This is a genomic window from Micromonospora sp. C41, assembly GCF_018070485.1.
Lineage (GTDB): Bacteria > Actinomycetota > Actinomycetes > Mycobacteriales > Micromonosporaceae > Micromonospora > Micromonospora chalcea.
In genome coordinates this window covers 75,764-95,892 of sequence record NZ_JAGPXP010000006.1, presented here as the reverse complement: position 1 = coordinate 95,892, position 20,129 = coordinate 75,764, and the positions used below count along the sequence as shown (strand labels likewise).

The 20,129-nt window shown below is 73.0% G+C and carries 16 protein-coding genes; 4 read left to right on the top strand and 12 right to left on the bottom strand.

Translation table 11 applies throughout. From position 1 onward, the window contains the following. The first annotated feature begins 79 nt into the window (after nucleotides 1-79). Both KBX43_RS09075 and KBX43_RS09070 read left to right on the top strand, forming a co-directional pair. Nucleotides 80-766 carry an SDR family NAD(P)-dependent oxidoreductase gene (locus KBX43_RS09075; RefSeq protein ID WP_210884070.1) on the top strand — a complete coding sequence of 229 codons (687 nt, stop codon included), beginning with the start codon at nucleotides 80-82 and terminating at the stop codon, nucleotides 764-766. Between the two features lie 28 nt (nucleotides 767-794). Then, entirely contained in the window at nucleotides 795-1,448 is a 654-nt protein-coding gene (locus KBX43_RS09070; protein WP_210884065.1) for an NADPH-dependent F420 reductase, read from the top strand. A gap of 9 nt (nucleotides 1,449-1,457) precedes the next feature. Here KBX43_RS09070 and KBX43_RS09065 read toward each other — a convergent pair whose 3' ends face one another. Together KBX43_RS09065 and KBX43_RS09060 are read right to left on the bottom strand one after the other, a co-directional pair. Further along, nucleotides 1,458-1,655 carry a hypothetical protein gene (locus tag KBX43_RS09065; RefSeq protein ID WP_069087860.1) on the bottom strand — a complete coding sequence of 66 codons (198 nt, stop codon included), beginning with the start codon at nucleotides 1,653-1,655 and terminating at the stop codon, nucleotides 1,458-1,460. Between the two features lie 194 nt (nucleotides 1,656-1,849). Further along, complete coding sequence (locus KBX43_RS09060) at nucleotides 1,850-3,223, bottom strand: glycoside hydrolase family 6 protein (protein ID WP_210884064.1); 1,374 nt, start codon at nucleotides 3,221-3,223, stop codon at nucleotides 1,850-1,852. A gap of 154 nt (nucleotides 3,224-3,377) precedes the next feature. On the opposite strand from KBX43_RS09060, the gene KBX43_RS09055 reads away from it, so the two are divergent. Continuing rightward, nucleotides 3,378-4,646 (top strand): GAF domain-containing protein, encoded by a 1,269-nt coding sequence (locus KBX43_RS09055; protein WP_210884059.1) that lies wholly within the window; start codon nucleotides 3,378-3,380, stop codon nucleotides 4,644-4,646. 5 nt (nucleotides 4,647-4,651) lie between these two features. Here KBX43_RS09055 and KBX43_RS09050 read toward each other — a convergent pair whose 3' ends face one another. The 6 genes from KBX43_RS09050 to KBX43_RS09025 all read right to left on the bottom strand — a co-directional run bounded on the left by KBX43_RS09050 (nucleotide 4,652) and on the right by KBX43_RS09025 (nucleotide 11,425). Beyond that, nucleotides 4,652-5,719, bottom strand: coding sequence for a DUF2855 family protein (locus KBX43_RS09050; protein ID WP_210884057.1), 1,068 nt, complete (start codon nucleotides 5,717-5,719; stop codon nucleotides 4,652-4,654). 94 nt (nucleotides 5,720-5,813) lie between these two features. Further along, nucleotides 5,814-7,946, bottom strand: a complete 2,133-nt coding sequence (locus tag KBX43_RS09045) for a radical SAM protein (protein WP_187692268.1) — start codon at nucleotides 7,944-7,946, stop codon at nucleotides 5,814-5,816. A 10-nt stretch (nucleotides 7,947-7,956) separates the two neighbouring features. After that, nucleotides 7,957-9,354, bottom strand: coding sequence for a TfuA-like protein (locus KBX43_RS09040; RefSeq protein ID WP_166455771.1), 1,398 nt, complete (start codon nucleotides 9,352-9,354; stop codon nucleotides 7,957-7,959). Next, entirely contained in the window at nucleotides 9,347-10,513 is a 1,167-nt protein-coding gene (locus tag KBX43_RS09035; protein ID WP_043327001.1) for a YcaO-like family protein, read from the bottom strand. The genes KBX43_RS09040 and KBX43_RS09035 overlap by 8 nt, the downstream gene beginning before the upstream one ends. A gap of 30 nt (nucleotides 10,514-10,543) precedes the next feature. After that, nucleotides 10,544-10,918 (bottom strand): hypothetical protein, encoded by a 375-nt coding sequence (locus KBX43_RS09030; protein WP_043327003.1) that lies wholly within the window; start codon nucleotides 10,916-10,918, stop codon nucleotides 10,544-10,546. Between the two features lie 144 nt (nucleotides 10,919-11,062). Beyond that, nucleotides 11,063-11,425 (bottom strand): hypothetical protein, encoded by a 363-nt coding sequence (locus KBX43_RS09025; RefSeq protein ID WP_124778775.1) that lies wholly within the window; start codon nucleotides 11,423-11,425, stop codon nucleotides 11,063-11,065. 334 nt (nucleotides 11,426-11,759) lie between these two features. Between KBX43_RS09025 and KBX43_RS09020 the strand changes: the two genes are divergently transcribed. Further along, nucleotides 11,760-12,539, top strand: coding sequence for a MerR family transcriptional regulator (locus KBX43_RS09020; protein ID WP_158629852.1), 780 nt, complete (start codon nucleotides 11,760-11,762; stop codon nucleotides 12,537-12,539). A 7-nt stretch (nucleotides 12,540-12,546) separates the two neighbouring features. On the opposite strand, the gene KBX43_RS09015 is transcribed toward KBX43_RS09020, so the two are convergent. The 4 genes from KBX43_RS09015 to KBX43_RS09000 are packed head-to-tail and all read right to left on the bottom strand — an operon-like array spanning nucleotide 12,547 to nucleotide 20,095. Further along, nucleotides 12,547-15,579, bottom strand: a complete 3,033-nt coding sequence (locus KBX43_RS09015; RefSeq protein WP_210884049.1) for an ATP-binding cassette domain-containing protein — start codon at nucleotides 15,577-15,579, stop codon at nucleotides 12,547-12,549. Nucleotides 15,580-15,603: 24 nt separating this feature from the next. Then, complete coding sequence (locus tag KBX43_RS09010) at nucleotides 15,604-17,787, bottom strand: NHLP family bacteriocin export ABC transporter peptidase/permease/ATPase subunit (RefSeq protein WP_051611255.1); 2,184 nt, start codon at nucleotides 17,785-17,787, stop codon at nucleotides 15,604-15,606. Next, entirely contained in the window at nucleotides 17,784-18,593 is an 810-nt protein-coding gene (locus KBX43_RS32035; RefSeq protein ID WP_064448581.1) for an HlyD family efflux transporter periplasmic adaptor subunit, read from the bottom strand. The genes KBX43_RS09010 and KBX43_RS32035 overlap by 4 nt, the downstream gene beginning before the upstream one ends. Beyond that, nucleotides 18,590-20,095 (bottom strand): SagB family peptide dehydrogenase, encoded by a 1,506-nt coding sequence (locus KBX43_RS09000; protein ID WP_210884046.1) that lies wholly within the window; start codon nucleotides 20,093-20,095, stop codon nucleotides 18,590-18,592. Before KBX43_RS09000 ends, KBX43_RS32035 begins: the two co-directional genes overlap by 4 nt. Between the last annotated feature and the right edge of the window lie 34 nt (nucleotides 20,096-20,129).

Here is a 20,129-nt window from a genome sequence, read left to right as displayed (position 1 = left end):
GCAGCGCACCAACCGATCGGTACAGAACCTTGCTACGGTGACGTCACAACCGATCAGTACAAAAGACCGAGGGAGACGCATGACCGTCACGTTGATCACCGGCGCGAACAAGGGCATCGGTTTCGCGACCGCCGGGCAGCTTCTGGACCTGGGGCACATCGTCTACATCGGGGCGCGCGACAAGCGCAAGGGCGAGGAGGCGGCGGCGACGCTCGGCGCGCGGTTCCTGCACCTGGACGTGACCGACGACGCCTCGGTGACCGAGGCCCTGTCGACCATCGACGCGGCCCACGGCCGGCTCGACGTCCTGGTCAACAACGCGGGCGTCGCCGAGGAAGGCCCCGTCGACGGACCCACCGCGCTGCGCGTGTTCGACACCAACGTGGTCGGGATCATCCGGGTCACCGAGGCGGCACTGCCCCTGCTGCGCAGATCCGCCAACCCCACCGTGGTCACGGTGTCGAGCAGCGCGGGCTCCTTCTGGGCGACGAACAACCCGGACCGGCCGGAGTTCGATCTGGGGTTCCCGCTCTACTCGGCGTCCAAGGCTGCCGCCACCATGATCACCGTCAAGTACGCCCGGTCCCAGCCGGGCATCAAGTTCAACGCGGTCGAGCCGGGCTTCACCGCCACCGACATGACCGCCGCGCTCGGCGGTGGCAGGTCACCGGCCGAGAGCGCCCGGATCGTCGTACGTCTGGCGACGCTGCCCACGGACGGCCCGACCGGGACGCTCCAGGACGAGTTCGGGCACCTGAACTGGTAGCCGCGACCGACAGCCGGGAGGGGAACCCATGACAACCATCGGCATCATCGGCGCGGGCGAGGTCGGCAGCCAGATCGCACGGGCGGCGATCGCGGCCGGGTACTCGGTCGTCATCGCCAACTCGCGCAGGCCCGAGACGTTGGCGGGCCTCGTCACCGAGCTGGGTCCGTCGGCGCGGGCGGCGTACGCCAGGGAGGCCGCGGCGGCGGGCGACTTCGCCGTCGTCGCCGTACCTCTGAAGGTCGTCAACGACATGCCGGCCGAGGAACTCGCGGGCAAGATCGTCCTGGACACGAACAACTACATGGTCTGGCGTGACGGGCACATCCCGGTCCTCGACTCGGGCGAGAAGACGGTCCACGAACTGCGTCAGGAGCAGCTCCCCACGTCGAAGGTCGCCAAGGCGTTCACCCACATCCAGGCGCCCCGCCTGCTCACCTCCGCCCGGCCCGCCGGCGCCAGTGACCGGCTGGCGCTCTCCGTCTCCAGCAACTTCCCGGAGGCGGTTGCTCTGGTGACGCGGCTGTACGACCAGTTCGGCTTCGACACCGTGGACAACAGCCCGCTGAGCGAATCGTGGCGCACCGGCCCGGGTCAGCCCGCGTGGATCCGGCACGCGCACCAGAACCGCGAGGAGCTGGCCCTCAACCTGAGGAGAGCGCGGCGCCACGCGCCGGCGTGACTCTCGTCGTCAGCGCGCGGTGGACTCCGGGCCCCGCTCGCGGGCGGGCTCCTCCGCGGCGAACGGGCTGCGCAGGCGGGTCATGGAGGCGGCGCTGATGTCCGCGGCCGGACTGCGCTCCTCGTCGGTGACCTCGGCCCCCTCGATGCTGAAGGGGTTCAGGGCGAACGTCTTGTCGGGCACGTCGTGCTCCAAGGGAATCTGCACGGCAGCACTCGACTCAGTCGTCGCGGCTGGGAAACCGTGGGAAGGGCAGGGGGTCGGCGATCAGCCGTCGATACCCCGCATCGACAGCCTAACCCTCGCCGGCCGCCTGGGCGAGCCGCGTCGACCAGGAGCACGGGGACGGGCCCGGCGCGGAGGAGTGTTCCTCCGTGCCGGGCCCGCAGGTGTCGTGCGGGTCAGGCGGCGCAGGTGGCCGTCGCGCCCTGACCGGTGCCGGTGCCCTGGAAGCCGAAGTTGGTCGTCTGCCCGGCGCCGACCTGTCCGTTGTAGCCCACGTTCGTGAACCGGACGGTGCCGCTGGTGCCGCTGGCCTGGGCGTTCCAGGTGCCGGTGATCGCCGCGCCGCTGGGCAGCGCGATGGTCACGGTCCAGCCGTTGATGCTCGCCGAGCCGGCGGTGACGTTCACGCTCGCGGTGAAGCCGCCGTTCCACTGGTTGATCGCGACCGACGCGGAGCAGCCGTTACCGGCCGGCGGCGGCGTGGTCGGGGGCGCCGTGGTCGGCGGGGCGGTCGTCGGCGGCGCGGTCGTCGGCGGAGCCGTCGTCGGCGGCGCGGTGGTGGGCGGCGGGTTGGGCGCGCCGTTGGCCAGGCTGAAGGCCAGGTCCGGCTGGAACGAACCGGCCGTGTAGCGGCAGCCGTCCGCCTCACCCGGCGGCTTCACCCAGAGGTACGCATCGATGTTGGCGTCGCCGGTGTTCGTCGTGGGGTACTGCCCGATGCGCCGGTCGGTGTTGTCGTCGGCGCACCAGTCCCCGGCCGCTCCGCCGTTGCGGCTGGTGTCGATGACCTGCCGCTTGCCGGAGATGCCCATGCCGTTGAGGGCGGAGATGACGGCCCGGCCGAAGTTCGCCTCGCTGGACGTGGGGTTGAAGTTCGACACGTTGGTGAAGAAGCCGTCGGCGTACTGCACGCCGGCCGCGCGGAGCCGGTTGGCCGTGTCGTTGGCGCTGTTCCAGGTGGAGTGGCCGCCGTCGAGGTACACCTTGGCGTTGGGGTTGGCCGACTTGATGGTCTGGGTCGCCGTGGTGAGCGCCTGGTTGCGGGCGTTCAGCTCGCTGGTGCTCAGGCAGGTCTGCAGGGCCAGCGAGTCGGTCTCCAGGATGATCAGGACGGTCTGGTTGCCGAGCCCGCGGGCGAAGTTGGACACCCAGGTCTGGTACTGGTTGAGGTCCGGCGCGCCGCCGGCGCTGGCGCCGCCGCAGTCGCGGTTGGTGATCTCGTACACCGACAGCACCGGGATCTGCTGTGCCGCGTTGGCGGCGCCGATGAAGCTGGAGACCTCGGACTGGATGGTCGACGGGTTGAAGTTGGCGTACCAGCGGGCCTGCGGCTGGCTGGCGATCTTGTCGCGGATGACGGCGGCGCGGGAGTCGCCCGGGTTGGCGGCGACCCAGCGGACGACTGCCGAGGACGGGTCGCGGTAGAGCGATCCGGACACGGTGCCGGCGGACGCGCCGCCGACGGCGAGGCCGACGCCGGCGGCGGCGAGACCCGCTACGGCCGCCACGCTGATGGCCGCTGACCTGCGGCGGGCGGAGAGGATAGCCACGACGTGTTTCCTCCTGATCACATCGACGTATCTAAGTTCGTGGGAGCGTTCCCACGACGGTAACGGAGGCGGACGTCGATGCCAAGATGTGAACGTCGGTCACTGACCCGTAATCTTGCGACGGTCGACGAAGCGGCGGGGAGGAAGACCAGGCATGACGGCGCTACCAGGCCAGGACCTGCCCAGGCCGGCGGACGAGGACCTGCGGACGCTGTTCGGCAAGTCCATCGCCGTCTTCGCGGCGCTCGCCGGGCCGACGCACGTGGTGGAGGCGGCGAACCCGGCATTCTTCGCCGCCATCGGTGAGGAACGCGCACGTACCGGAGTTCCGCTCGCCGAGTTGATGCCGGAACTGGACGGCCAGGGCTTCATCGCCCTGCTGGACGAGGTCTACCGGACGGGCGAGTCCTACACCGGTCACGACGCCCGGATCATGCTGGGCACCGGCTCGCAAGCGCGGGAGGCGTTCTTCGACTTCACCTACGAGGCGCGCCGTGACGCCGCCGGCACGGTGACCGGGATCCGCGTGATCGGAGTGGAGACCACGCAGGTCAAGCACGCGCAACGGCTGATGGCCGAGCACCGCGCCATGCTGGAGCAGATCGCCCGGCAGGCGCCCCTGACCGAGGTGCTCGACGGGATGGCCCGCTGCATCGAGAACCTCGCGCCGCAGGAGGTGCTCGTCTCCGTCCTGCTCGCCGACGCCGACGGCCGGCACCTGCGCCACGGCGCCGCGCCCAGCCTGCCCGACTTCTACAACGAGGCCATCGACGGGATCGCCACCGGTGAGGGCGTCGGATCGTGCGGCACCGCCGCGCACCGGCGGGAGCCGGTCGTCGTCACCGACATCGCCACCGACCCGTTCTGGGCCGACTTCCGCGATCTGGCCGAGCGGGCCGGGCTCGCCGCCTGCTGGTCCACGCCGATCCTGGCCCGCGACGGCAGCCTGCTCGGCACGTTCGCCATGTACCACCGCACCCCGCGCGTCCCGCGGGACACCGATCTGGCCCTCGCCCGGGTCTTCACCGGCACCGCCGCCCTGGCCATCGAACGTCACCACATCGAACAGGCGAAGTCCGAAGCGGACGCCCGCGCGCGAGCCGCCCACGACGAGCTGGCCCGGGTGGTGCGGGCGGAGCGGGAGCTACGGGCCGAGGCGGAACAGCGCGCCGCCGCGGCGGCGGAACTCACCGCCCGGCTGCGCGCCGCCGCCGCCGCGCAGGCCGCCACTCCCCGCCCCGAGCGGTGTCAGCTCGGCGGCAGCGACGGCTGCGCCGCGCCCGCCGAGATCAAGGTCGCCGACTCGTGGGGCGACTCGGCGTGGGGCTGCCCGGTGCACGTCGAGGAAGCCGTCATCAACGTCCGTTCGGTCTTCATCGCCAACGAGGAGCTCGGCGGCCTGTCCGCCTACCTCGACCGCTGACGCTCTCAGAGCTGCACGACGTGGCCCACCCGGGGCGGCGTACGGCCGGCGAGGACGTCGAGCCAGGCGTCCCGCAGCGCCTCCGGGCCGGCGCCGGCCCGCACGTCGAGCCATCCGCTCACCACCTGCGAGAACCGCTGCCAGGCGTCGGCGAACCGGGCGTCGAGGCCGTCGCGGCCCCAGTCCCGGCTGCGCTTGCGCATCTGGACCGGCGCGAAGAAGACCTCCTCGGCGGCGTCGGCGTTCGGCGTCTGCCGGGTGAGGCCGACGGCGATGTCCCGGACGAGCCGGTCGCCGAGGTGGGCCCGCAGGGCGGCCCGGTGCGCGGGCGCGCCGGACAGGTCGAGGTAGACCGTCGGCACGACGTCGAGCGCCGCGATGTCGTCGTACGCGAGGACATCGTCGTAGCAGCCGAGCGACCTGGTGAAGGCGAGGTTGCCGGGTGAGGTGAGACCGATCAGGCGATGGCCGCGGCCGTGCAGCTCGAACGCGGCGGCGTACGCCGTCTTGCTCGACGCCGACGACAGCACAAGCGATTCCGCGCCGTACCAGTCGTTGTCGACGACCTGGTCGGCGAGCATGAACGAGGTGAAGAACAGCGGCCGGAACAGGATCAGCAGGTCCTCCTGCTCCGCCCGGTACGCGGGGTCGCCGGTGGTCGACCGGTAGGAGTTGTACGGCGAGGGCAGCCCGACCCGGTGCGGGCTGGCGTCCCGGAAGCCGGTCCCGTCCACCCGCTCCGGGCGTACCACGAGGTGGCCGGCGGGCGGCAGGTAGCCGTAGACCCGCACGCCCGGCTCAACTTCTGACACTGTGGATGCAACCACCTCGGCGAAGCCCCACAGCGGCGGCAGTCCCCACCGCCGGTCGAGCCCGCGCGGCTCGGGCGGGAAGAACTCCCAGTAGCGCATCGCCTCGCCGAGCACCGCGTACGTCACGTTGTTGGCGGTCAGGCCGACCCGGTCCACGCGCAGCAGCACCTCCCCGTCGGCGAGGGCGGGCGCCGCGCCGTCGGCGAGCGTGGTGCGGGCGAGGTCGTCACGGGCCACAGCGAACGTCCACGAGTCAGCCATGGCCTGACGCTAGGCAGCAGCGAAACCGGAAACAAGTGCACTGGGAGTGCAAAATCCCACTCGGCGGGGTGCGCCGGCCCGACCGGCGCTCGGGTCACCGCGTCGGCCGGGCCGGGGCCGGGAGCTGGTGCCGGCGGATCAACCGCTGCCCGATGAACGTGCGCCAGACCCGGTCGGCGACCGCCGGTTCGACGATCCAGAGCCGACGCTGCGCCTCGGCGAGCGTGAGCGGCGTGCTGAACAGGTCCAGGAACAGACGGCTGCTGCGGTTGAGCGCGAACACCTGGCCGTCGGTGCGGCGGAACAGGTGCCGGTTCGCCGGCAGGTCGCCGGGGACGCCCTCCTGCTCGTCGGACCGGATCCGCCGGTACGCGTCCCAGACCTGCTCGTCGTCGCGGTCCACGAACGCGCCGTTGGCGAGGAACTCGGTCCGGTCGTCGGTGTCGTGCCGCACCCGGTCGTGGGCGAGCACACCACGTACCGCGGTGCCGTACCGGTCGTGGTAGAAGAACGTGTGCGGGGTGTCGGTGCTGCCCAGCCAGGGACGGTGGAAGTGTCCCGGGTTGAGGTCGGCCTTGGCCCGGGCGACCTCGGCCTGCGCCGCCTCGGTCACCGGCTCGTCGTACCGGAGCATCCGGACGATGTCCGAACCCTCCACCGGCCGTACGTTCGTGATGCCGAACCGGTCCGGCTCCTTGGCGACGATGGCGCCCGGGGTCAGCATGAAGTCGCCGAGCCCGCCGAGGGTCCACAGGTCGGGGTTGTCGCGCAGGAACGCGATGCTGTCCAGCGCCTCCTCGCGGGTCTCGGTGGGAAAGCCGGTGAAGCCCATCATCTGCACGCCGATGTTGGCCTTCGTCATCGCGGTCATGGTGCGCCGTACCTGCTCCGGTCTGGTGCCCTTGTCGATCAGGTCGAGGATGCGCTGGTTGCCGGACTCGAAACCGACCGACACGGCCACGCATCCGCTGCGCCGCAGCAGCTCGCAGCGCTCGTCCGACCAGTACTTCTCCAGCCGGATCTCGGCGCCCCAGCGGAAGTCGAGCCCGCGCTCCACGACCTGCTCGGCGAAGCGCAGGATGGTCGCGGGAGCGAGCACGTCCACGGAGAAGTAGATGAACTTGGCGAACTTCGACAGCTCGGTGACGTCCGTGATCATCTTGCCGACCGTGTCCTGCCGCCACGGGCTCGTCGGGCCGTCGGTGTTCAGGCCGTAGTCGCAGAACGTGCACTTGTTCCAGTAGCAGCCGCGGGTCGGCGAGTAGTAGACGAACCGTTCCGGGCTGAGGTAGAGGTCCCAGGGCAGACCGGAGAAATCCGGGACCGGCACCTGCGCCAGACGCTCGTAGCGCAGGGGCAGCTGGCGCTGGCGGCCGTACTTGGGGTGCAGGCGGACGTTGGGGTGCCCGGCCGGCAGGGTGCCGGCCGCCACCGCGTCCAGGATCTCCGTGTACGCGGTCTCCCCCTCCCCGACCACGATCGCGTCGAAGTCGGCGAGCACCTGGAAGACGTACTCGGGTCTGCTGGCGCACTTCCAGACGTCGGAGATCTCCGTGCCGCCCGCGACGAGGAAGACGTCCGGGCAGGCCCGGCGGACGAGCCGGGCGATCCAGAGCGCGAACGGAAGCTGCCACTGATAGGTGGCGCTGATCCCGATCACCTGGTGGCCACCGGCGGCCAGCCGCGGGATCAGCACGTCCTCGTAGTACGGCTGGAAGGGCTTGTTGAGCCGACCGAGCAGCGCCTCGTCGGTGAGCGCGGCCACCGAGCCGATCGAGATCATCGGCGGTGGCTGCAGCCGGAAGCCGGCGCGGAACTGCCCGGGGAACCCGACCGCGCCGAGCGCGTCCATCCAGGAGATCACGCCTTCGACCGCGTCCTGGTAGTGCCGGTAGTCGTAGAACAGGTTCGGATCCTGCAACACCCCGATCGACCGGCGCAGCCGCTCCGGATCGGGGTCGGGCAGGCCGAGGTGGTTCGCCCGGGCCATCAGCGCGTCCGGGCCGCTGAGGTCGTCGGTCGAGGACCGGGACAGCTCCCGTCGCAGCCACTCGTACGCCGACGGCGTGTACGAGTGGTGGAACGCCTCGATGTTGGCGTCGATGATCTCCGCCGGCCGGTGCCCCTGTGCCCGGGCGTACGAGTCGAGGTAGTTCAGGGAGTGGTACCCCGAGGTGGGGTCGGTCAGCGGGGGGTAGACCAGTGCCGCCTTCACCGTTCCGCTCATCGACGCCTCCTCAGCCGACCCGGGCCGTGCAACCGGCCGGAATGTCCTCCTGCGCGCCCTGCGCCACCGCCGGCAGTCGCGGGGCGCCGAACGCCTTGACGTACGCCACGAGCGGCTCGGCGGCGTACCGGAACGACGCCAGGCCGTCGAAGCCCCGGTCCCACGCCGCCGACTCCAGCCCGTCGGCGTCGCAGCCCCACAACCGCGCGAAGCACTCGTCGACCACCTCGGTGCGGAAGTGGAGCCGGCCGCCCGGGCGGCGGTGTCCCGTCGTACGCGGGACGAGCGTCTCGTTCAGCGACGCCGCGGTCGCCGCGACCTGCCGCGCCGCGGCGAGCAACGCGGGGGTACGCAGCGGCGCCGCGACCATCCACAGCGCCAGGCTGCGGTACGGCGTGGTGCCGAACGCCCGCACCAGCACCCGCAGCACCGCCTCGCGGTCGCCGATGCCCCGTTCCCGGTCGGTGAGCCAGTCCCACCCACCCGGCGCCGTGCCGGTCAGGCCGCGCTCGCACGCCGCCTGGTGGGCGCGTTCCTCGACCGCCGGGTCGGCGATGTCGACCTCGGCCAGCCCGGCCAGCACCCCACGCCGGTGCCAGGCCGGCGCCTCGGGGTGCAGCAGCATCAGCACCGCCGCGGCGTCCCGGTCGCTGACCCAGTGCCCACCGACCGGCTTCCCGGCGAACCGCGACCGCCAGCTGTCGAGGAAGCGGGTGTGGAGGTTGTCGATCGGCTGGTCGCCGGCGTGCGCCGGGCACAGCTCCGGCGCGTCTGCCGCCGCCATCGAAAGCAGCAGCCGCGCATCGGCGCCCTTGGCGTCCCAGGGGTCGTGCCGGCGCCAGGTCAGGAACCGGTCCACCACGGCCGCGGCCCCGGGTGGCGCGGTGCGCTCCAGCGCGCGGTACGACCGCCGCCGGAACGGCAGGTCCCGGGCGACGTCCAGCAACAGCGTGGCCTCGGCCTGGCCGAGCACCCCGGCGGCGACGGCGCGGCGCAGCTCGACCCGGATGTTCACGAGCGGCTCGCTCAACGTGCGGTGGCCCTCCTCGGCGGGCCCGTGCACCACCGCCACCTCGTCGTCGCCGGTGACGACACCGTCGCGGTAGAGCTGGAACACCTCGCCCACGCCACGCATGCCGAACGGCCACAGCTCGGCGGCGCGCAGCGCACCCATGCTGGCCGCGCCGGCCACTGTCACCCCGCGGTCGAGCAGGTCGAGGATCTCCCGGTGGCGTACGGGCGGGTGTTGCAGGAAGAACCCGTCGACGACGAGGACCCGGTCGCCGGGGCCGACGTCCAGGCGGAGCAGGTCGCCGTGCGCGACGGGCGGCAGCACCACCGCGTCGGGCAGCAGCCGGCCGACCTCGTCGGCCGGCAGGCTCGGACCGATGAAGACGACGTCAGTCACGGGGCACTCCTGGTCGGGTACTCAGGGCCCGCTCGTCGAACATCCGCAGGCCGGGGGCGAACACCTTGCTCACCGGGATGCCGATGTCGTCGTGCGTCAGGTCGACGCTGAACGGCTCGACGCCGGTTATCCGCTGCACCCGCGACGCGAGCTCGCGCAGCACCTGGGTCACGTCCCCGGCGGGCGGGGGGTCGCGGCGGACCGGCCGGACCGGCCGGTCGACGGTGGGTGGCGGCACCGGCGGCGCGCCGACGTCGTGGTACGCGGTGGCGTCGATGTCGTCCCGGGCCCCGGAGACCATGACCAGCCGCGACTGTGCCGCCTCCGACATGGCCCGGCCGACAGCGATCTCCGGATCCACGTGGCAGCCGAAGCCGCCGAAGGTGACCGGCAGGTCGGGGGACCAGATCGAGGCGGCGTAGCAGGGCACGCCGACCGCGTTCGTGATGTCGCAGACCTCCACCCAGCAGCCGGCCCGCACCAGCGCCTCGTGCACGGTGCGGGTCATCGCGTTCGTGGCGGTGCCCGGGTCGGTGTAGGTGCGCTCGGCGAGCGGCGAGGTGCAGTACGGGGCGATGCAGTCGCGCTCGACGACCTCCAGCAGGGCGTGCAGGCTGGCCTCGGCGAAGGTGTTGCCGGTGGCCAGCCCGTTGCTGCTGGGGGTGAACAGGGCGCGGTCCCAGCCCCGCCGGACGGTGAAGTCGAGTTCGATCGTGGCGCGCGGCACCAGGCAGGGCGCTCCGGTCACCAGCCCACGGCCGGCCACCCAGTCGAGTTCGACGGCGGGGGTCAGGGGCGACCGCTCCGCCAGGTGCAGCCACCGGACGTCGTACGGCAGGTCGAGCGCCTCGGCCGGGGACCGGACGGCGGTCCCCGGCCGGAGGTTCTCGGCATGCCAGGACTCGATGCTCTCCATCACCGCGCTGACCCGGGACTGCGTCGCCGTGGCGCCGGTGCCGACGCTCACCGCCATGGTGGCTCCGACCGGCCGGTAGGCGACGTGCACCGGTAGGCCGATCTCGTCGAGCCGGGTGATGTCGGCGACCCGGGTGATCCGGAACCGGTCGAGCATGCCGCCGACCCGTGCCCAGGTCTGCTCCACAGTGGCCGTCCGGTAGGTGCCGGATCGGAACGCGATGGTCTCGGTCGTGTCAGTCATCGAGGCTCCCGGCGGGGTGCGGAGGGGAACTCAGACGATGAGGACGGCGATGATGTTGACGTTGTTGTCGGCCGCCGGCGCCACGCCGCCGGCGACGGTCTCCAGCTCGGCCTCGGTCAGCTCGTTGAGGTCGACCAGCGGCACCTCGGGCACGTGCAGCACGTGCCGGCCGGGCGTACCGGACCAGTCGGCGACGATCTGCTCCTTGGTGTAGAGCGTGGCGGGCTGGGCGCGGTCGACCTCGACGGTGGCGCCGGGGGCGACCGGCAGGCCGGCCGCCGTCGCGTAGCCGGTCGGGTCGGCGAGGAGCCGCTGCAGTTCCTCGTCGCTGCGCCACACCGCGGTGACCAGTTCCGAGTACTTGGTCACGAATCTCGCGCCGTATTCCTGCTCGTCGTTGCTCATCGTTCGGTCCTTTCCTGGGGCTGCGGGCCGGGCGGTTAATTGCTGTGGCGAGAACGCTAGGAAGATCGAGGTTCGGCAATCAAGGATTTCCGCTGACTGCCATCAGAATCTGCCGTGCCGGCCGGCGGGCGGCAGACATCGGTGTCAGGTGCAGCAGCACGGGCAGCAGCACGCGCAGCTGGAGTCCAGGCCGGCAACGACGCTGTCCAGCTCGTCCTCGGCCAGCTCCGCCTCGGCCACCGGCAGCAGCGAGGGCACGAAGAGCACGAAGGCGCCGCTGGACTCCGCCAGCTCCCACGACTTGACCTGCACCTCGAGGTCCGGATCGGCGTCGGCGACGTCCCGGACCACCCGGACCTGCACCTCTTCGGGCAGGTGAAGGCCGTAGCCGGCGAGGAACCCCCGTGGGTCCCGGTCGAGCGCCTGCTCCTTGGCCGGGTCGGCCCAGACGTCGGCGACCAGCCGGCTGTACGCGGCCACGAAGACCGCTCGATCGACATTTGTCACACCCCTGCTCCCTTCGACGGTCGGCCGCCCACGACGACACCGGGGGCGGCGACAGGCAGCGCGGGAGGGTCCGGGCCGCCGGTTCCGATTCATCGTGGGCCACCGGCCGTTCCGGCCCGCCCGACGAGTGGGAATTTCATCGAATGCGGCCGCGACCGGTCCGCGCCGCGGCGAAAGCCGGGTAATGGAAATCAACGGCGTGACGCGGATTGGCGATTCTAATGATTGTCATCAGTGTGAACAAGTAGTAATTCCTCGCCTGTCACCCGCGCGGCGCCCGCACCTACGCTGCGATCGTCGGATCGCCCACCGTGACAGCGGTCCGGCGGCTGCCGTGTTCCGTCACCGAGTGCTGCCGGAGGCCACCGTGACCATCGACGAGGTGACGACGACACCCGGCGGCCCGGCCGGGTACAGCGTGGACGAACTCGCCCGCAAGGTCGGCATGTCGCCGCGCAACATCCGCGCCCACCAGGCCCGGCGGCTGCTGCCCCCACCGGTTCGGCACGGCCGGGCCGCGCTCTACGACGACTCCCACGTCCGCCGGCTGGACGCGATCCTCGCCCTGCAGCGGCAGGGCTTCAACCTGGTCTCGATCGAGGCCATGCTCGGGGTCCGGGCCGGTGACGAGGCGCCGGACGGGCTGACCGCGATGCTGCAGCGCCTGGCCGCCGACCGTCCCGCGCTGGCCCATGCGCTGACCCGGCACGGCGTGATCGGACGGGCCGACGACGGCACCGTCCGCACCTCCCGGCCACGTCCGCTGCGCGCCGCCCTGGACCTGCATCGGGTACGGGTGGGCACGGTGCCGGCGTTGCAGACCCTCAGCGAGGTGCTGGACAGCCTCCGGCCGGTCGCCGACGATCTGGTCGCCGCCGTCACCGCCCGGCTGCTGGCCCTCGCGCCGGAGCTGGTGCGCAGCGGCAACCGATCGTCCTGGGCCGACCTCGACCGGGAGACCCTGCTGTTGACCCAGGGCGTGGTCGGCGTGCTCACCGAGGCGTTCCGGCTGGCCGTGGAGAACCAGGCCGAGGCGCACGTCGCGGAACTGCTGGAGAACCACCTCGGCACGGACGTGTGCGTGGAGGACGGCGCGGTCATCGACAACGGCTGACCGGCCCTCAGCCCGTCGCGGGCTGCCCGTCCGGCTGCCGGCTCTCCACCACGGCGTCGGACCGTTCCGGCTGGTCCACGAGTTGCCGTCGCGCCAGCCGGTGGAACAGCCCGTCGGGCTGGTCCATCAACTCGTCGTAGGTGCCCCGCTGGACGATCCGCCCCGCTTCGAGCACCACGATGGTGTCCGCCGCGCGGACCGTGGACAGCCGGTGGGCGATCACCAGCCGGGTCGCGGCCAGGTCCGCGGTGCTCCTGGTGACCACCTCCTGGGTCCGGTTGTCGAGCGCGCTCGTCGCCTCGTCGAGGAAGATGATCCGGGGCCGGGGAGCCAGCGCGCGGGCGATCAGCACCCGCTGACGCTGCCCGACGGAGAGCGTCCCGCCGCCGAACGGCACCATGGTGCTCATCCCCATCGGCAGCGCCTCCAGGTCGTCCGCGAGGCCGGCCATCCGCGCCGCCTCCCAGACCTGGTCCAGCGGGAAGCTGCCGGCGCCGCAGATGTTGTCCCGCACCGAGCCGGCGAAGAGCTGGCCGTCCTGCAGGACCACCCCGCACTGCCGGCGGACCGCGTGCACGTCGAGTTCGGCGAGGTCCTGGCCGTCGTAGAGCACCGCGCCCTGCTGCTGGCGTTCGAAACCGAGCAGCAACCGGAGCAGTGTGGACTTCCCGCAGCCGCTCGGCCCGACGATGGCGACGAACTCACCCGGGCGCACGTGCAGGTCGATGTCGACGAGCACCGGCGGCTCGTCCGGCTGGTAGGCGAAGGTGACCCGGTGCAGTGCGACCTCACCGCGCAGCTCGCCCGGGTCCACCCGGTCCGGCCGGGCCTCGGGGTCGGCGCGCAGGATGTCCCGCAGGCCGCCCAGGCGGGGCACCGCCGCGATCACTTCGACCCCGGCCGACACCAGCACGAGCAGCGCGCCGAGCAGCATCGCGAAGCTGACGTTGAGGACGAAGAAGTCGGCCGGCGTGACCCGGCCGGCGAGCGGCCCCATCAGCACGGCGAACAGGACCAGTTGACCGGCGACCGGCAGCACCGTGGCGAACGCGACCAGGCCCGCCTGGCTCTGCCGGACCCGTTGCAGCGCCGCCCGGGCCACCGCGGCCACCTCCGACCAGCGGGCGTGCGCCCGGGCCTCGGCGGCCGCCACCTTGATCTTGACGATTCCCCCGAGCAACTGGTTGGTCATCGCCGCCGCCCGGTGCTCGGCCGGAAGCGCGATCCGTTGCCGGCGGACGATCAGGACGGCGAACGCGCCGAAGGCCAGCATGGTGACGGCGACGATCCCCGCCCCCCACAGCCCGAGCACGGGCTCGACCACCAGGAGCAGGCCGAGGGTCACCGCGACGGTCGCGGCCGCGGAGACGAGCTGCGGCAGCAGCGCGCTCAGCGCCTCGCCGACGAACGAGATCCCCAACATCGAGTTGGCGATCTCACCACTGCTGCGACCGGTGAAGAACCGGGCGGGCAGCCGCATGAGCCGGTCCCAGAGCGCCAGGTGCGCGCCGGACTGCAACCGGCCCTCCAACCGCAGCAACCGCAGGTTCTGCACCACGCCGACCAGTCCCGCGACCACAGCGGCGCTGAGCATCAGCGCGAGGAAACCGAACAGGCCGTCCACCTCGCCCTGCCGGGCCAACTGGCCCAGCACCTCGCCGGTGGCCAGCGGCACGCCCAGGCCCAGCAGCGCCACGCAGGCGGCGGCGACGAGCAGCCCGCGCACGTCGCGGGCCGCACCGACGAGCCCGGCCCGCAGCAGGTGGCGCATCCGGGCGGCCTGCGGCAGCGGCGCCTGCACCTGGGTCGCCTCGGCGGCGAACGTCGCGGCGACCGTCGCGTCGATCGGCCCGTACGCCCGGGTCTCCGGGTCGACGTGGTGGTAGCGGCCCCGGCGGAACACCAGCGGCACCGCGACGGCCCGGGACGGGTCGTCGCCGGTCCGCCACCCCACGAGCGGCCCCAGGTCCCGCCGCCACCACCGGTCCGGAAGCCGCACCTCGCGCAGGAACAGGCTGGACGCCCGGGACACCGCACGCACCGCCACCCGGTCGTCAAGTGGCGCGCCGCTGCGGTCGGCCGGCTCGTTGACCGGGCTGCCCATCCCCTCGGTGACCACCCGGACCACCGAGGCCGCCCGCCCGTACCTGTCGAAGCCGGCCTCGGTGTCCGGAACCGGGAGCGAACCGCCCGCGCCGATCACCCCGAGCGACCGGCGGGCCGCCGCGGCGAGCACCTCGGCGTCGATCTGCCGGCGCCGCTCCACGCCGCTCAGCAGGGCCGCGTCGGCCTCCTCGACGCGGGTCTCCACCATCCGCAGCAGCCGCACCACGTGCTGGTCGACCGCCGACCGGAGCTGACCGCTGACCAGCAGGTCCCAGCTGCCGTGGCTCTCCACCGCGCACGGCGACTCGGCCACCACCCAGTCCCGCTCGGCGACCAGCAACAGCTCCCGCTCCCCCGACATCTCCGCCGGACCGCCGTCGTTGCGGCGCAACTGCCCGCCGGCGCTGCGCAGCCACCAGGCACCGCCGGTGGAGACGAGGGCGCTCCCCTGCGCCAGCGACACGATCTCGCGCCCGCTCAGGGTGGACGCCTCCCGGGGCGCCTGCCCGCGGCGCAGCGCGTCGGCGACGGCCACCAGCACCAGGTCCACCGCCGCGACCAGCTCCGCCGCGGCGCGCCGCGCCCGCGGCGACACCTCCTCGTCCGCCGGGAGGCCGGGCCGTACCTGCCGCTCCAGCAGCGACAGGTGGGGCCGGGACAGTCCGCGCAGGTCCGTGCCGGGCAGCGGCACCAGGATCAGCTGCCACACACCGATCGCGGTGGACGTCGGCACCAGGCCACCCGCCGGCAGCCGGGCCACGTGGTGCCGGCGCGACGGGTTCGTCCCGGCCCGGCGCACCGCGAACAGGTCGGCCTCGCCGCCGGTCACCAGCCAGCCCGCCACCGTGTCGTCGAGGCGGCAGACCTGGCGTACGCCGTCGGCGCAGAAGCCGATCAGATTGCCGGGCGAGGGATTCTCCACCGCGCCGCTCATCAGCGTCTCCTCGGGTCGTCGTGGTCAGTGGTCCCGGACCAGGCGTGCGTACGCGCCGTCGCGGGCGACCAGTTGCTCGTGGGTGCCGCGCTCCACCTCCCGGCCGCCGTCCAGCACGACGATCAGGTCGCAGTCGCGGACCGTGGACAGGCGGTGGGCCACGATCAGGCAGGTCGCCCCCCGCCGCCGCAGGTGCCTGTCGATCTGGCGTTCGGTCTCGGCGTCCAGCGCGCTGGTCGCCTCGTCGAGCACGAGAACCCGGGGATTGCGGACGAGCGCGCGGGCGATCTCGAGCCGCTGCCGCTGCCCGCCGGAGAAGTTGCGGGCGTTCTCCCGTACCGGGCTGGCCAGGCCGCCCGGCCGGGCCGCCACCTCGTCGTAGAGGCAGGCGTCGGTCAGCGCGGTGACGACGTCCTCGTCCGCGACGGTGAGGTCCCACATGGTGACGTTGTCGCGCACCGTGCCCTCGAACAGCCGCTGGTCCTGGTCCACCATGGCCACCGTGGCCGCCCAGAGGCCGTCGTCGGTCCCCGGCCGTTCGAGGCCGTCCACGGTGACCCGCCCGGTCCACGGGCGGTAGAGCCCGGCCACCAGCCGGCCCACTGTCGACTTGCCGCTGCCCGACCGCCCGACGAGCGCCACCCGGGCACCCGGCGGCAGGTCCAGGCTGAAGTTCTCCAGCAGCGGCCGGCCCAGCGGGTTGTAGCCGAAGGTCACGTCCTCGATGCGCAGGTGCCCCTCCATCGGCGCCAACGGCCCGGCGGGCCGGTCCCCGGCCGACGGCAGCGGGTACCGCTCCACGTCCCGCAGCCGGTTGAGGTCGGCGCTCATGTCCTGCAGCCGCGAGCCCAGCGCGGTCAGGTTGCCCAACGGCCGGTTCATCGCGGCGGCCAGGCTCTGCATGCCGACCAGCACGCCGACGCTCATCGCCTCCGCCACCACCTGCCGGCTGCCCAGCCCCAGCAGCACGGCGGTGGTCCCGGAGGCGAGGAACGCGGGCAGGACGGAGAGCACAGCGGTGGGCACCCCCAGCCGCTGCTGGCGGGTGGCGACTGTGGCGTGGCGCGCCGCGAACCGGGCCACGGCGCGTTCCTCCTCGCCGCCGGCCTTCACCGTCTCGATCATCTGGACCGTGGTGTAGACGGTGGTCACCAGCTTGCTGCGGTCCGCCTGGAGCCCGGCGACGGCTGTCGACCGGGTCGAGGCGACGTAACGCAGCACGCTCACGTTCAGCCCGGCGAGGACCGCCGCGCAGAGTCCGAGCAGCAGGTCGTACTGGCAGAGCAGCGCCCCGTACGCCAGCACCAGGCCGGTGTCCACCACCGTGGTGGCCGCGCGGCGGGTGAGCACCTCGGCGACCACCTCGTTGCCCCGGACCCGCTGGCTGAGGTCGGCGGCCTGCCGCTGGTCGAAGAAGGCCGGCGGCAGCCGCAGCAGATGTCGGAAGAACCGGGCCGCGCTGCTCAGGGCGAGCGCCGTCTCCGCGCGTACGGTCAGGCGTTGCTGGAGCAGGCCGGCCAGGAAGGTCAGCACGGTGGCCACCGCCACCGCCGCCACCAGGCCGGCGAACGCGGCCCGGTCCTCCTGGAGCAGCACCCGGTCGACGAAGACCTTCGCCATCACCGGGATGGTCAAGCCGACCACGGCGATCAGCAGGCCGAGCAGCAGCATCTGCGCGATCGCCGAGCCCGGGCCGCGCCACCGTTCGGCCAGCGCCCGCACCAGCCGGTAGCGGGTGCCGCCCGGCCGGAACTCCGGGCCGGGCTCCATGGTGAGCGCGATGCCGGTGAAGGCGCCGTCGAACTCCTCCCAGCTCACCGCGCGGGGGCCGGTGGCCGGATCGTTTATGAAGACCTTGCGGCCGAGCCCCTCCAGCACCACGAAGTGCTCGAACCGCCAGAACAGCACCGCCGGCAGCGCCACCGTGGCCAGGCCGGCCAGGTCCATCTGGAAGCCCTTCGCCACCATCCCGTACCGGCGGGCGCCCCGGAGCACAGTGGCCGCTGTGGAGCCGTCCCGGCTCACCCCGCACACCCGGCGCAGCTCCTCCAGGGGTACGTGCCGGCCGTGGTGGGCGAGCAGGATGCCGAGCGCGGCGGCGCCGCACTCCACCGCCTCCATCTGGATCAGGGTGGGCGTACGGACCCGTCGACGCCGGATGCGGGGAGGCTCCGGCGTTCCGGTGGCGGCGGTCGGGGGCGCGCTCATCGTCCCAGCAACCAGTCGATCGGGTGTTCCTGGTCCACTGTGAACCAGGCGGTGACCTCGCTGGCCGAGTTGAGCTGGAACGGCGGCGGGGACTTGGTCCAGCGCAGGCCACCCGGGGCCGCCGGGTCGGGCTCCAGGGTGACTGTCACCCGGACCACGCTGCCCCGGGCGAGCAGCCGCCGGACGTCCGGCCCGGTGCCCAGGAAGGCGCGCAGCGAGGCCTCGGTCTCCGGGAAGGCGCCGATGGTGGTCACCCGGCCGGCCAGGGTGCCGAACACGTTGCGGGGCGCCGCCGCGGCGGCCACCTCGACGGGTACGCCCGGTTGCAGCAGGGGCGCGGCGACGGCGGGAGCGTAGACGACGGCCTGCAACGCGTCCCCGGCGGTGTCGAGCCGTTCCAGGTCGGCCAGGTGCGTGCCGGGGGTGACGATCTCGCCCTCCGAGACCAGCCAGGCCACGACGTACGCGTCACCCGGCGCGTTCTCCACCCGCACCTTGCCGTCCATGGTGCGCAGGCTGTAGAGGGGCGTGCCCTTCGTGACCCGCTGGTGCGGCGACGCCCACACCTTGGTGACCTGGCCGCTGTCGAGCGCGTCGAGGGCGGAGATCCCGTTGGAGTGGATCAGCACCCCGGCGGCCTCGACGGTCCGGGGCACCACGGTACGCACCGACCAGACCCCGGCGGCCACCACGACGATGACCAGCGCCACGGTGGCCAGCCAGTTCGGCACTGTGGTCAGCCGGACCGCGCGGTCGAGCTGCTCGGGCGCCTCCAGCTGACGCAGCGCCTGCCGCCGGAACTTCACGGCCGGGCCCCCGTGTCGGCGGGACGGCGCGAGCCGAGCAGGAAGTCGGCCACGCTCGGTTCGACGAGCGGATCGAGCCCGGACAACTCGGCGAAGGCCTGGGAGTCCCCGGCGCCGAGGGCGCACGGCGCCAGCCCCATGGCGGTGGCGACGAGGTACATCTGCTGGGTCAGCACACCCGCGTCCTTGAGAATCATGGCGTAGCTCATCCCTTCGTACTTCCACATCAGCCGCTGGACCCGGGCGGTGACCACCAGGACCGTCTGCGGCGGCCGGGGCATGGCGCCGGCCGCCCGGGCGTACGCCAGCAGCCGGTCGGCGGCCGCGCCCCAGCCGGCGACCGGCTCCAGCCGGTGCCCGACGCCGTCGTAGTGGTAGAGCCCGGGGTCGAGCCCGGCGCAGCGCGCGACAAGCGGATAGATCTCCAGCTCGTAGACACCGCCGCCGCCCGGGTAGGGCCGGTGGCCCACCTCCTGTCCACCGGCCTCGCCGACGACTGTGGTGTGCTGTGACCGGTACAGGAACTCGGCCAGCCGCTCCAGGGGCAGCGGCGAGGTGTCGTCGTGTTCGCGCACGCTGCGCCGGTCCGCGACGACCTGGCTGAACGCGGGATCCGCCTTGGCGATCGTCGCCAGGTCGGGCAGCGGCAGCTCGACCGCCCGGCCCCCGTCGTACGGGCGGCGCAGCGGCTGCGGCGCGAAGCGTTCCCGCATCCGGTAGGTGCCGCCCACCGGCAGCGCGTGCCGGCCGGCCCGGGAGCGGTGGTGCAGCCGCAGCTCCTCCGGCGACCAGTAGGCGAGCGGCGCGTCGTCGTGCTCCGCCTCGTACTCGGCGTCGGTGACCAGGATCCGGGCGGTGGCCAGCTCGTCGAGCACCCGCCCGGCGGCCTCCGGCGGCACGCCGAGCATGCGGGCCACCGTGTCGGGTCCGAGGCCCGGCACGGCGGCGGCCAGCACCGCGCCGACGGCGGCGTCGGCGCAACCGACGGTGAGGGTGCTCAGCGACGACGCGGCCATCAGCATCCCCCGATCGTGCTGGAGGGTGGCGAAGCGGGAGAGCCGGTAGCGGACCCCCGGGGTGTGCGGGCGGCTCTCCGGCAGGCTGCCCCGGCCCAGCCCGGTGGGCACGAGGTCGAGCAGCGCCCGGTCGTCGACCTGGACGCGGCGCTCCAGCCAGGAGTGGGCGAGCAGCCGGCGCAGCAGCAACTGCGCCGGCAGCACCCGGCTCTCCCCCTCCAGGCCGCTGATCAGCCGGCCGACCTCGACGTCGCCGACCCAGTCGGCGGCGAGGCGCAGCAGCAGCGCCCGCCGGCCCATGCCGGGTCGCTCCAGGGTGAGCCGGAAGCGGGTCTGCTGCAGCAGCAGCGAGCCGTCCTCACCGAGTCGCAGCTCCGCGTCACGGCGCAGCCGGTACGACTCCTGGACCGGAGGACCGCCGCCGGCGCCGTTCACGACGACCGCCGCCGACCGGTCGGGTCCGCAACTGTGGTCATCCCCCACCATCCCTTCCACGTTCACCGGCGGGCCGGGAGCGCCG

Coding starts and splice junctions, on each gene's coding strand:
- KBX43_RS09075 (WP_210884070.1), top strand. CDS start 80: ATGACCGTCACGTTGATCACCGGCGCGAACAAGGGCATCGGTTTCGCG.
- KBX43_RS09070 (WP_210884065.1), top strand. CDS start 795: ATGACAACCATCGGCATCATCGGCGCGGGCGAGGTCGGCAGCCAGATC.
- KBX43_RS09055 (WP_210884059.1), top strand. CDS start 3,378: ATGACGGCGCTACCAGGCCAGGACCTGCCCAGGCCGGCGGACGAGGAC.
- KBX43_RS09050 (WP_210884057.1), bottom strand. CDS start 5,719: ATGGCTGACTCGTGGACGTTCGCTGTGGCCCGTGACGACCTCGCCCGC.
- KBX43_RS09045 (WP_187692268.1), bottom strand. CDS start 7,946: ATGAGCGGAACGGTGAAGGCGGCACTGGTCTACCCCCCGCTGACCGAC.
- KBX43_RS09035 (WP_043327001.1), bottom strand. CDS start 10,513: ATGACTGACACGACCGAGACCATCGCGTTCCGATCCGGCACCTACCGG.
- KBX43_RS09030 (WP_043327003.1), bottom strand. CDS start 10,918: ATGAGCAACGACGAGCAGGAATACGGCGCGAGATTCGTGACCAAGTAC.
- KBX43_RS09015 (WP_210884049.1), bottom strand. CDS start 15,579: ATGAGCGGCGCGGTGGAGAATCCCTCGCCCGGCAATCTGATCGGCTTC.
- KBX43_RS09010 (WP_051611255.1), bottom strand. CDS start 17,787: ATGAGCGCGCCCCCGACCGCCGCCACCGGAACGCCGGAGCCTCCCCGC.
- KBX43_RS09000 (WP_210884046.1), bottom strand. CDS start 20,095: ATGGTGGGGGATGACCACAGTTGCGGACCCGACCGGTCGGCGGCGGTC.